The sequence below is a fragment of the Spirochaetae bacterium HGW-Spirochaetae-1 genome, assembly GCA_002839375.1.
Classification (GTDB): Bacteria; Spirochaetota; UBA4802; order UBA4802; family UBA5550; genus PGXY01.
Genome location: PGXY01000007.1, coordinates 537,320 through 550,661, shown reverse-complemented (window position 1 = coordinate 550,661; position 13,342 = coordinate 537,320). Strand labels below are relative to the sequence as shown.

Sequence of the window (13,342 nt, the reverse complement as noted above, 5' to 3'; positions counted from 1 at the left end):
TAATGAATAGGAAAATAAATTGCAGCATTCTGACTCCTGAAAAAACGCTGTATGAAGGCGATATTGACTTCGTTGTTGTACAGGCCTATGATGGAGAACTTGGTTTCCTGTATGGTCATGCACCACTCATAGCCGAGCTGGGAATAGGTGAAGTGAGACTGAGAGACCATAATTCTACAGACTATCTGGTTATTGAAGGCGGTATTGTAGAGATCAAGGATAATAGACTTATTGTTCTTGCAGAAGCGGCAATATCCAAAAAAGAGCTTAAAAAGGATGAACTCGAAAAGAAAATGAAAGAGCTGGAAGAGCAGAAGAGTCAGCTTGGTAAGTTTTCGGAAGAACAGACTTTAATAAAACTGGAGCAGGACAAGGTAAAAGCCCGTCTCAGGGTTGCTCTGCGATAGATTGTTTCTAAACATTTGAAATTCGAAAAGGATGTCCTTGCGGGCATCCTTTTTTTATTATATTCAAAATTGAAAAATACCGATAATAAATTGTACTCCCATCGTAGGGTTTGTTGGGTAGATAATTTTTCGGGATAAAAAGATCTATGATTTTATTTTTCAGATATCGGATTGAATTAATGCTGTCTATTCGAACGGATATTAGTATACATTATATATAAGGGAACCTCGATAAATTTTAATAAGGATGTTCCCTTACAGGAATAACTATTAGAAAAAGCTGATTATTTGAGGTGCCCAGAATATTAGCGGAAATGAGTAAATTGATAATTGGTTTAAAAAATTTTTGTATTTTAAAAGGGAATTTGTATAAATTACCGTTTAGATGTTTTCATATATTATAAATATCTGATCTATGATTGAAAGAACCATGCATGAGAAGAAAAAGACATACGAAGAGATAGCAGGGAATACTGTGAAAAAAGAAGATTCAGGAACACATCGTGATATGGCAGTTAAGCCTGGATCTGGTGATGATCAGGAAATTCAGGATAATGTAAATATGCCCGGTGTGATAATAGATGAATTTGATTCCAGTATGCCTTCTTTGAAAAAAATACCCGTCAAAAAGGCGTCCCAACCTGTTCAGACAAAAAAATCGGTTCCCCGGAAGGAGGAATTCACTATCAGGCTTCCCGATGAAGTTAAAAACAGAATTCCCAGGGATTTTAACCTCAATGTTATTGGAAGCATCGATCTTGGTGAGGCTGAAAAAATTGCCAAGGAAGATATAGTATTCCTCACAGAAAATGACCTTATCGAAGGATTGGAAGAATTTGATCTCATACCCCTGAAGAAGAATATTTCCCACGAACAGGAGACGAAGCCATCGCCCCGGGCTGCCCTCGAGCCCATGACTGATGTGACAGAGACGGAAATTTATGACGAGGATACAATTGAGTATGTCGCTGCCAATGATGATGAAGAATCTGTTCAATCATCATCCCTGGCATCCTCTGAAGATTTATATGAAGAAGGGAGTGCCGGTGGCAATGATCTTTCTCTGGAGCCATTGATTGTTGACGATGAAGATAAACCTGAAAAGGCTCAAGTAACCCGTGAATCTGTATCCCGCGGGAGGGGATCGGTCATTCACGACCTGGTGATTGAAGAGATTGACGATGAGGAGCATGAACGCAATGAAATATCTGAAAACAGGTATGCCCAGGTTGAAACATATCATGCTGAAGATGCCGAGGGCCTTGAAGAAATTGATCTAATTCCTGTCAGGCTTGATGATGAAGTGCTGCCCGCAAGGGAAGCTGCGGAAGAAGATTTAATTATAATCGGTCAGGAGGCTACAGGACCATCGCAAAGGGAACACCGTGATCCTTATCGGGAAGAAAGGGATGGTAGTATTGATAATATTTTTGACACTATCGAGAAAGAAATCATTCCGGAAGAAATACGGGAATTAGAAAGAATTAATGAGCAGGTTCTCTTTATCGATGATGAAATTATTTCCAGGAAAAAAACCGGGAGAGAAACCATCTTCGAAGAAAATAAACTTGAGGCAATAGCCCCTGATGTGGCCGAGATTTCCGATGGAAGGGTTATAATCCTCGAAGAGGCTGACAAGGATAAAGACAGAGAAAAAATAGCTCATGCATCATTTGTGAGCGCCGGCATTTCCGACGATGTATTTCTTGAATTTGAGGATGATGAATATAAATACAAGGATGATGAACTGGATTTTGTTGATAATGCCGTCTTCGAAGAGGATTATGGCAGGTATGTTCGTGAGATAGATGATCTCTATGGTATACAGGGACCGAAGCAGGCGTCAACGGCTGTTGAGATATTTGGTCTGAATACGGCAGATTTTGAATTAATTGAAGAAAGATTATTTTTTGAAGAATATAAAAATGTAAACCTTGATGAAATTTTTAATCTTATAAAGTTTGAATTTTCACCCTTTGGCGCCTATGACGACGGTGAACGATACTGTAACTATATCCTGCCTGACGCAGAAAGCTTTTATGAGAGCGAAAGGCGTTCCATTGAAGAGGATATTTCCGGCAAGGGAGCCCTTATTTTTGAAGAGGATGTCGGTTTAATCAAACAAAAACTGGGAAGAGATGTCGTCGAAGTAAAAAGCGAGTCAGTGGAAATTGTTGATTCGGTTTATGATATTACGGATAAAATTGTTATCATTGAGGATGATCTTGATGTTGACCGTTTCGTCAGGGAATTTCCCGATGAACAGCAGACCGATATTAAAAAGCTGTTAAAATATCTGGATGGGCTTTTTGAAAAACTTCCTGAGGATGTTGTGAAAAAATTTGCCAGTTCAGAATATTTTGATCTGTATGTAAATGTTCTTCATGAGATAGGTGTGTAGGCATGGGGCTTCTCGAAAAAGCACTGGAATATAAGAAGGAGATGAACCGGAAAGGGCATGAGACCATTATGGACAGAATTATGGGGCCTGCCGAGACCGATCTCATTGTGGACGAGGATAAAACGTCGCCTGATATGGCCGATACGGGAAAACCCGTCGATTCCATTATAGAAGTGAACGGGAAGGATGAGATCTACGTTCTCGACGGTGATGATCTTGTTGCCGTTGAAGAAAATAATATTTCAGCTGAAATTGGTGACGAAGTACCGGTCACCGATGAACTGGATAATGACTTTATAATTGATGAAGAAATTTCCGAGTCTCCAATTGAATCAGATATGGCTGACCATGCTCGTCTGGAAGAATTTGCCATCGATGACAGGGAACTCGATATACAGACTACCCCAGGGCGTGAAATTGAAGATGAATTATTTGAACTGCCGGGGGAAGAGGAATCAACTGGTGCCGGCATGTTGCCAGGGACCGGAAGTCCGGGGATCGGTGGAGAAGGTCCTGCTCCCAAGGATAAACAGGAAAGAATAATTACGGCTGCAGAAGCAAAGCCTTTTGAGTCCGATGATGCAGAGGTTGATTTGCTGGGACCTGAAGATGAACCGGACCTTTCGGTTGAAAAGAGACCGGTGATCAAAGAGGCTCATGACGATGGAAGCGAAGCTGAAAGAGCGACTGTGAGTTCCGGGAGGAATAACGACCGGGATATGGGCGAATCGTTGACCGATGAATTTGAAAGCGTATCTAAAGCCGACTATGATGAAACAGATATGTCAATAAATGGAGATTACTCCGAGGTTGAGGAAGATACGCGGTTTGACGACTATCTTTTGCTTTATGAAATTGAAAAAGAAATCATAAAATGCACGACTAAAGAAGAACTATATGATGTAATACTTTTTACGCTCATGGGCCAGATAGGCTCAACTTCATCCTCGGTAATAGTACCGGATTCACCGGACAGCCTGCGATGGATTCTTCCTGTTTCCCAGGGAGTAGCAATCGACAATCACGGTCTTTATTTCAATAAAAATGAAGGTATTCTGGGCGAACTGCACCGGCTTAAAAAAATAATGGATCTTGATGCATACAAGAATGATCCGGGGCTGCAGGATGATTATCTTAATTATCTTGCCATTGATGCCCGGTATATGGCTCCCATAGTATTCAGGAAAAATATAATCGGTGCGGTTCTGCTGGGGGATAAGGTGTCGGTGGAGGATTATACCGACGAGGAAAAGGCCTTCATCCGGATAGTCTGCAGAACGTCGGCCATTGTACTGAATAATATAGTTGAAAAGGAAAAGCTGAACAGGGAAATAGAATTTTTAAAAAATGACCTGAGTGATATACGGCATGTGGACTGGTTCCAGGAAAAGATCGTGAATGAGAATTCAATTGACCAGATTCGCGTAACGGTTAGGGATGAGTTCGAAAAACTGGGAATTCTCAGTTATGCCATATTTGTGCAGGACAGAAAAGATGGATCTTTTTTCCCTTATTTCGTGGAGCTGGAGGATTTTCTTTCCCTGCAGGAGGACGATTTCAGGATAAATTCTAAAGCACATCTGATAAAACACCTGGGAAGAAGTGAAGCGCCGGTAATTGTAGATGATTTTAAAAATGCGGGAATGATTCTCGATGTTTTCGATGAAAACCGGATTAATAAAATGGCCATATTCAGGGCATATCCTTTTGTCCTGGGAAGCCGGTTGAACGGGATTATTGTTGTTTTTCGCATGCGCGATAATGTGGATATTAAAAAAATAGACAATAAAATAAAAAAGATATCACGGTTTATTTTCAGTTATATCGAGGTGATACGAGAGAGCGATTCCCGCGGGAAAAAATATATCGATAATATAGAAGTTATTTTTTACCGCATTGCCGAGGAACTGGAGAACGCAGCAGAGCTCAATATTCCGGTTACGTTCGCCTTGTTTTCTATCAAAAATTTCAAGCGCTATTACAATTTGTTCGGCTATGAGGAATCGCGATCACTCCTGGAGAATTTTGAAAAAATAATCAGGAGCAGGCTGTCGGACACCGATTTCTCTTTCCGCTACGGGCGAAACCGTTTTCTTTTAGTGCTGCCGGGAAAGGACAAAAAATATACGATACCTCTTGCCAATGCCATCAGGAATAAAGTCGTTGAATCATCGGGCGGCAATAATATTCAGCTGCTGGTCACCTTCATGATAGCCGAGTTTCCAGAAGACGGCAGTGACCTCTACAGTATTATGGACTCTCTGGAATAACAATACCTGTTCATTTAATATACCGGTTACTGAACACAGCGGCAGAAATATCCTCCTCAAAATGAAGAAAGTTGAACGAAATAGCTATTTCGAAATTCCCCAGGGACTGTACCCGGTGGGAATGACCGATGATGAAATTCGTTCCATTCTCGCCGACAGGTCATTCACCGGTCCTGCCATAAACAGCACATACCTGTATAATTCCTATCCCCGCCATGATGTTGAGCTGCAGTCATGCCATGTTTCAAAAAAACTTACAGTCTATGATGATTTTAAGGCGTTTATTGCTGAAACGGGTTACAGGACTGAGGCGGAACGTGATGGCTGGGGCTGGGTGTGGGGCAATCAATGGGAAAAAAAAAGAGATGTTTCCTGGAATGCTCCTTTTATGAATGATGATGATATTCTCTACAGGGAATATGGGGCCCTGGTGCCGGTGCTGCAGGTGTCATGCAATGATGCTGAGGAATATTGCAGGTATAAATCGAATATAACCGGAGAAAAGGTGCGCCTGCCATCGGAATGGGAGTGGGAGGCCATGGTGCAGCTTTATGAGATAAAGCTGCGAGATATGCAGGGTCTTCAGAGTGACAGCCGGGTAGAAAACAAATCATTCATGCACGTGTTGATTGATATTGCTCATGAGAACAGGAGTTTTCATCCAACAGGATTGGTCTGGGAATGGACAATAAACTGGTTCAGGCAATATCCCGGAGGTCCGGCAAACACTGAATTCGGCGAGACATACAAGGTGCTGCGAGGCGGATCGCTTATGAGTATGCCCGTCCAGAAGAATCCAGCTTACCGATTTCGCCGCTGTCCCACGGCCAGGAGTCCTTATTATGGTTTCAGGACATGCCTTGAAAATAATGATTGAAAAAGAAACCTTGAAATTCTAGCATGAAATATTATCGTCTAATCCGTTTTTTAATTACAAATATGTAACGGAGTTTAACATTGCAAAAAATATATCCTGAAAAAACTGAATTTATCCGCCTGGCCTCGGAGTATAATCTCATTCCGATTTATACCGAGCTGCAGGGCGATATGTACACCCCCATCTCCCTGTTCCTTAAGACACGGGGAGGGAGATACCAGTTTCTCCTTGAAAGCGCTGTCAGCGGAGAATACATGGGCCGCTATAGTTTCATGGGCAACTCCGAGAAGGCCATCACCTGTAAGGACGGCATCGTTTCTATCGTGGACGGTGATAAAAAGGATGTCAAGGGGCGTTATGAAAATCCGATGGAATTCATACGTGAATATTTTAAACGGATCGAGCCATATAAAAATAATTCACTGCCGCCTTTTGTAAACGGCGTTGTCGGTTTTATCGGGTATGATTCCATTCAGTATTTTGAAAAAGTGGAACTTCAGCAGAAGGATACAATCGGTCAGAATGATTTTGAGCTCATTATGGCTGATATGGTCATCGTGTATGACGGCCTGACGCATAAACTTTTTGTGGTGAATTCACCCTTTATTGAGGGTGATGACGCTGGAAAAATTTATGACCGCTGCGCTGCCAGGATAACCGAAATGGTCAAACAGGTCAGCGGTGAGGGGCTCAAACTGGAGCCCTTTGCCGTAAAAAAGGAAAAGGGCCGCATTGCATACAAGTCTAATTTTTCAAAAGAGCGTTTTGAAGAGGCCGTTGAAAAGGCAAAGCAGCATATTTTTGATGGGGATATATTTCAGCTAGTTCTGTCCCAGAGACTGAAAATTCCCGTCAGCGGTGACGCCTTCAATCTCTACCGATGCCTGCGGATTATCAATCCATCACCTTACATGTTCTATCTCAAGTGCAATGACATGGAGATAATCGGCTCTTCGCCGGAGATCCATGTGCAGCTCAGTGACGGGACGGTAAATATTCGCCCCATAGCGGGTACACGACCGCGCGGGGCCACTCCGGAGGAAGATCGTCTCAATGAGCAGGAACTGCTGGGTGATGAAAAGGAACGTGCGGAACATATTATGCTCGTTGACCTTGCAAGAAACGACATCGGCCGGGTGTGCCAGGGCGGTACGATCAAGGTCGATGATCTCATGGTCGTGGAATATTACTCCCATGTCATGCATATCGTATCAAACGTTACGGGAAAGCTTCAGCATGACTGCGATGTTTTCGATCTTATAAAGGCGACTTTTCCCGCAGGGACCGTATCGGGCGCGCCGAAAATACGGGCCATGGAGATTATCTCCGAACTGGAGTCGGAACGCCGTGGTGTGTATTCCGGGATGATAGGATATTTCTCGTATGATATGAATTTTGACAGCTGTATCACTATTCGCACATTTGTTGTGAAAGACGGATTTGCCTATCTCCAGGCCGGTGCAGGGCTTGTGGCCGATTCCATCCCTGAAAGGGAATACTATGAAACAATACACAAGCTGAAGGCGTTGACAAAAGCAATTGAGATGGTTGAGGAATATCTATGATATTATTAATTGATAATTATGATTCTTTCACATATAATCTGAAACAATACCTGGAAGAGCTTTCCCAGAAAGTCCTTGTAGTGCGGAATGACGCAATTAGTGTCGGTGATATTGAAAAAATGAAGCCTTCCCATATTATAATATCCCCGGGTCCAGGCAGGCCCGAGGACGCCGGGATAACCGTTGAGGTGATACGCCAGTTCAGTGGAAAAATTCCCATTCTCGGTGTATGCCTTGGTCATCAGGCTATTGGATACGCCTTTGGGGCAAAAATCGTTTCGGCCAAGTATCTCATGCATGGAAAGATCGGCGCCATTGATCACGGGGGCAAGGGAATTTTTCGTGATATACCTAAAGGCTTCGAAGCAACACGCTACCATTCTCTGGCAATCGACACTAATACACTCCCGGATGAACTGGAAGTTACAGCATACTGCAATGACGGAGAGATAATGGGAGTGATGCACCGGAGGCATCTCACGGAAGGTGTTCAATTCCATCCCGAATCCATTCTGACAAAAGAGGGTAAAAACCTGCTGAAGAATTTTCTCGATTATTCCTATGAGAAAAAAGCCGACGGGATTTTGATCCGCGATGCCATTGCCAGGGTCATGGACCAAAAGGACCTGACACGGGATATGGCGCAATCCGTCATGAACGAGATCATGGAGGGAAACAGCACACCTGCCCAAATAGCGTCTTTTCTTACCGCTCTTCGTCTGAAGGGTGAAACAACGGAGGAGATAACCGCCTTTGCACAGGTTATGCGGGATAAGTCAATAAAGATAAAGCCTGTCAGTCGTGATCTTGTGGATACCTGCGGTACCGGGGGTGATTCTTCGGGAACCTTCAATATTTCAACGGCAGCCGCTATAGTTGCCGCCAGTGCCGGCGTGAAAATAGCAAAGCATGGGAACAGAAGTATTTCAAGTAAATCGGGAAGTGCCGATGTGCTGGAAGCATTGAATGTGAATATCGATCTCGGTCCGGAAGAGGTGGCCCATTGCATTGATCAGATCGGCATTGGTTTTCTTTTTGCGCCCAAGCTTCACCCGGCAATGAAATATGCCATAGGCCCCAGGCGTGAAATGGGGATACGGACTGTTTTTAATATCCTGGGTCCCCTCACTAATCCGGCCTCGGCCCGGTTCCAGATTATGGGTATTTACAGCCAGAAATTAGTGGAAAAAATTGCTATTGTTCTGAAAAATCTTGGCATTTCCCGGGGGTATGTAGTATCATCGAATGATGGGCTCGATGAAATATCCATATCCGACGAAACTCTTATCGCCGAGATCCGGGATGGAGAAGTGAAATTGTTTACCTTCAGGCCCGAGGATGCGGGTTACGCGCGAAGTGGAATCAACCTGGTGAAGGGGGGTGATGCCGTGGAAAATGCCCATATCATAAATCAAATATTTGATGGAACACGCGGAGCAGCCCGTGATATTGTGTGTCTGAATGCCGGATTTGCCATCGCTGCCGGACTGGGAACGGATGTTGCCGATGGCATTAAAATGGCAGAAGAATCTATCGGTTCCGGAAGGGCCCGGGAGAAGCTTATTCAATTAAAGGAAATAACGAACAGTATATGATCTTATGACCGGTGATATCGACAAAAAGGAACTAAATCTGGAACTTGTCAGAGAATTTCTTTTCAGGCAAAGTAAGGATATCATTTTTTTACTTAATGAAGAGGGCCTGTGCCTGTTCATTAATCCCTCAGTTGAGATATATACCAAACATACCCCTGAATATTATATTGGCAAATCCCTGGATGAACTTATTCCTGTCGATGATCAGAAAATGTTCTGTGATTTCGCCGGGGCCGAAACGGTATGCAGTAAAATTCGGATTACGGGCCATGATGGTAAATTAATATACTGCGAGATCAATTGCGAGAAACTTTCTGACGGAAAGGTGCTGGGACTGGTCAATAGCTTTCTCAGCTGGGAGAATGAACAGCGTGAAGATATGATACGCAAGCTTTCCATTGCTGTGGAGCAGAGCCCTGTATCAATAGTTATCGCCGGTATAGACGGCATTGTTGAGTATGTGAATCCCGGTTTTGAAAGAATGACGGGCTGCAAGCAGGCGGATATCAAAGGTGAAAATTATGTTTTTATAAATCCCGTCGACATCGAACCCACTGTATATCAGGACATCTGGAATGCCGTAAACAACGACAAGGAATGGAAGGGGGAGCTGCAGAACCGGCGCAAGAGCGGCGAAATCTTCTGGGAATCGGCCACAGTATCTCCCATCAAGAACAGCAAGGGGGAAACGACCCATTATATGAAGGTAGCTGAAGATATCAGTGAACAGAAATTCATGATGGATACTCTTATCAGGTCCTATGAATTTATCGAAAGGGTAATGGATAATACCAATCCGATTTTCGTCATTGACAGCGAAGGCAAATTTCTCATGGTCAACAGACTGTTTACGGATATTACCGGCTATTCCTCGTCGCAGATAATTGGTAACGCCGTGTCCACCATGTTCAATACTGAAATAACCCGGCAAATCTTCAGCCTGCTCAGGTCCAGGTTTGTCAAGGATGCGGCGATAGTGCATTTTGAATCGGAACTGGAAAGAAAGAATGGCGAAAAAAGGATCGTCTCTGTTTTCCTTTCCACTCTGATTCACGGCAGTAATGTGAAAAATATCGTGGGGACCCTGGATGATATTACGGGACGCAAGGAAGCTGAAGAGGAGATAAGTAAATTATCCAGTGCGATAGAACAGAGCCCCGCTTCGGTAATCATAACCGATATCAAGGGGACAATAGAATACGTTAATCCGAAATTTACAAGCCTTACGGGATACAACTCACGCGAAGTCCTGGGGAAAACACCGGCGATTCTCAAATCGGGATGGCAAACCGGAGATTTTTATAACAATCTTTGGACGACCATTCTGGCCGGTAATGAGTGGCGGGGGGAATTCCATAATAAAAAAAAGAACGGGGAACTATACTGGGAATTTGCTTCAATTTCGCCTTACAGAAACCAGGAGGGTAAGATTACCCACTTTGTTGCCGTAAAAGAAGATATTACGGACCGGAAAAAATCCGAAGAGGCTCTTAAGATAAGCGAGGAGAAATTGCGGGCCCAGAACCAGGCCATGGTCAAAGATTTGCAATATGCGCAGATGATCATAAAGCAGATTCTTCCCGCTGAAGCCCCCCAATTTCCCGGCCTGGCAATCGGGTACTGTTATATGCCGTTGGAGGCAATCGGTGGTGATCTCTTCTCCTTTAATGAACTGAGCAACAACAGGCTGGGAGTTTTTCTCGGAGATGTGGCAGGGCATGGCATTTCAGCAGCCCTGTTTCTTGCACTGGTGAAATCGGCAATCGATAGATTAAGTATAAAATTCGGCGACAGGCCTGTCCCTTTACTGCAGAGGTTGAACAGAGAGTTATATTCAAGCATGGGATCCTATTTTCTCACTGCCATATACGGTTTTTTTGAGCAGGATGGTCCTTTCATGAATTTTACATTTACCAGAGGAGGTCATTGTCCGCCGGTACTCTTCAGAAAAAAGGAAAAATCTGTGGAGTTACTCACACCGCGAGGTAAACCCATTGGTATGTTTAAAGAGGCCGTTATCGAGGAAATGACGGTCTCCCTCAAGCAGGGTGACAGGCTGTTTATATATACCGACGGCATTCATGAAACCATCAATAAAAACAAAGAAATGCTCGGCTATAACGGACTGCTGAATATCATTAAAAAACAGAGCAGCAAGCCATTGAAGGACTCTCTGGACCTGATAATTGACAATGTTAAAAATTTCCAGGGTGATGCCATCAGCGAGGATGATATTGTTCTGATCGGTTTCGAATATATCCAGAAAAATAGTTGATTAAAGAATTATCCTGTTATACTATTCTCAAATGGGAGAACTTGGGATGGATCTGGATCTGTTTGAAAAAGCAGGGATGGGACTTTGTTGCTGTAATGCTGATGGCAGGATTATATCCATCAATGACCGTGCTTTTTCTTTGCTTTCCTTGAACGGCCAGTTTAAAAAAAATAATGATGTTCTGAATACCTGCCTTTTTGATTATATAGGCCATTTTCGGAGTCTTTTTGAGAATTATAATACAAAATCGGCGAATGAACTCGAGATTAAAATCAATGACTCTGGCAACACGGCAAAATACCTGAAAACATCTCTGCTCAATGCTGCTGAAAATGAATATATTCTTGTTATTGACGATATTTCTGAACTGAAAAATATCAAAAAGCTCTACCTTGAATCGGAAGAAAAACTGAGAACCATGCTGGAAGTCATTCCCGATATCGTTTATCGGGTTGACACAAACGGTAGTATTACATTTATAAGCGAATCTGTGAGTCGCTACGGGTATAAACAGGAAGAGCTCATTGGAACCAGTATTCTTGACCTGGTACATCCCGATGATAGGGAAATGGCACGGAATCGCATCCTCGAAAGAAGAACGGGAAACAGGATGACACGTTTTTTCGAGGTTCGACTCATGACAAAATCGAAGGAAATTCTCAATGTGTCCTTTGATAGTGAGTCGGGTAAGGATTCTCATTTTTTTTCCGTATGTTCCGAGGGTGTGTACAGGTATAATGGGGAAAATGAAAAAATCTATATCGGCACACAGGGTGTATATTCAGATATACAAGATAAAAAACAGTTCGAGCGGTCCCTGCGCAGGAGTGAAGAGAAATGGATATCCGTCATGGAAAGCATAGAGGACGGATATTACGAGGCAGATATTAAAGGAAGGATTCTCTATGTAAACCGGGCCCTGAGTGAAAAGCTGGGTTATCCGAAAGAAGAAATAATCGGAAGTCCTTTTGAAAAATTTGTTGATCCCGAAGAAAAAGAAAGCGTATACAGTTTTTTTAACAAGGTTTATAAATCAGGAAAACTCAGTATGCTGAAAAACTGGACCGGTGTGGCGAAAAGCGGCAAAAAAATCTATTTAGAGGGCTCTGTTTCCCTTATTAAGACAAAAACTGAGGGAATGGCCTTCTTTAACGGTATTTTGAGAGATATATCTGATAAGAAAAAAATGGAACAGGAATTACTCATGGCCAGGAAACTCGAGGCCATTGGGATTTTGGCAGGTGGGATAGCTCATGATTATAATAATGCTCTCACGGCCATTATAGGCAATCTTTCCCTGGCACGAATGGAAATTGATCCGAAAAACATCGAATTGATTGATACACTCAACGATGCAGAGAAGGCTGCACTTAAAGTGAAAGAGCTGACACATCAATTGAGTACTTTCTCAAAAGGCGGGAAGCCCGTTAAGAAGAATACAGATATGAAGCTCCTCATTTCTAATATCTGCGATCCTCTGTTGAAAGGAGCCCCCTGTAAATGTGTGTTGAATATTTCTTCGAACCTTTGGATGGTCGAAGTGGATGAATTTCAGATTGGTCATGTGCTCGAATACATTATCACAAATGCCCTTGAAGCCATGGACTATGGCGGCATGCTTAAAATTGCAGCAATGAACATACAGGTGGAAAATGAAGAGATGCATAACGGTATCTCTCTCCAGGAAGGGAGGTATGTTCAGATAATTATCGAGGATTCAGGCAGGGGTATTGACCGGGATGATTTAAACAGGATTTTCGACCCCTATTTCACCACAAAGGATATGGGCAGTGGTATGGGACTTGCCATCAGTTATGCTATTGTTAAACGGCACAAGGGGTATATCGATATTAATTCGATTAAAGATAAAGGGACCACCGTATCTTTATATTTGCCGGTAACGGCCTGATTCTTTTCCTGCTTTTATGTCATCGGGGCTTCAGTGTGAACAG

General features: G+C 43.1%; 8 protein-coding genes. All 8 read left to right on the top strand.

Features of this window, described 5'->3' with window-relative positions:
* Positions 1-2: 2 nt before the first annotated feature.
* The 8 genes from atpC to CVV44_15895 all read left to right on the top strand — a co-directional run bounded on the left by atpC (position 3) and on the right by CVV44_15895 (position 13,299).
* Entirely contained in the window at positions 3-407 is a 405-nt protein-coding gene (gene atpC / locus CVV44_15930; protein PKL37821.1) for an ATP synthase F1 subunit epsilon, read from the top strand.
* A gap of 415 nt (positions 408-822) precedes the next feature.
* Positions 823-2,808 carry a hypothetical protein gene (locus CVV44_15925; protein PKL37820.1) on the top strand — a complete coding sequence of 662 codons (1,986 nt, stop codon included), beginning with the start codon at positions 823-825 and terminating at the stop codon, positions 2,806-2,808.
* A gap of 2 nt (positions 2,809-2,810) precedes the next feature.
* Positions 2,811-5,078: a hypothetical protein gene (locus CVV44_15920; protein PKL37819.1), complete on the top strand. Its 2,268-nt coding sequence runs from the start codon at positions 2,811-2,813 to the stop codon at positions 5,076-5,078.
* Between the two features lie 61 nt (positions 5,079-5,139).
* Positions 5,140-5,955: a hypothetical protein gene (locus tag CVV44_15915; protein ID PKL37818.1), complete on the top strand. Its 816-nt coding sequence runs from the start codon at positions 5,140-5,142 to the stop codon at positions 5,953-5,955.
* A 170-nt stretch (positions 5,956-6,125) separates the two neighbouring features.
* Positions 6,126-7,520: an anthranilate synthase component I gene (trpE, locus tag CVV44_15910; GenBank protein ID PKL37875.1), complete on the top strand. Its 1,395-nt coding sequence runs from the start codon at positions 6,126-6,128 to the stop codon at positions 7,518-7,520.
* Entirely contained in the window at positions 7,517-9,115 is a 1,599-nt protein-coding gene (locus tag CVV44_15905; protein ID PKL37817.1) for a bifunctional glutamine amidotransferase/anthranilate phosphoribosyltransferase, read from the top strand. Before trpE ends, CVV44_15905 begins: the two co-directional genes overlap by 4 nt.
* 4 nt (positions 9,116-9,119) lie before the next feature.
* Complete coding sequence (locus tag CVV44_15900) at positions 9,120-11,390, top strand: hypothetical protein (GenBank protein PKL37816.1); 2,271 nt, start codon at positions 9,120-9,122, stop codon at positions 11,388-11,390.
* Between the two features lie 31 nt (positions 11,391-11,421).
* Positions 11,422-13,299, top strand: coding sequence for a hypothetical protein (locus CVV44_15895; protein PKL37815.1), 1,878 nt, complete (start codon positions 11,422-11,424; stop codon positions 13,297-13,299).
* The last annotated feature ends 43 nt before the right edge of the window (positions 13,300-13,342 follow it).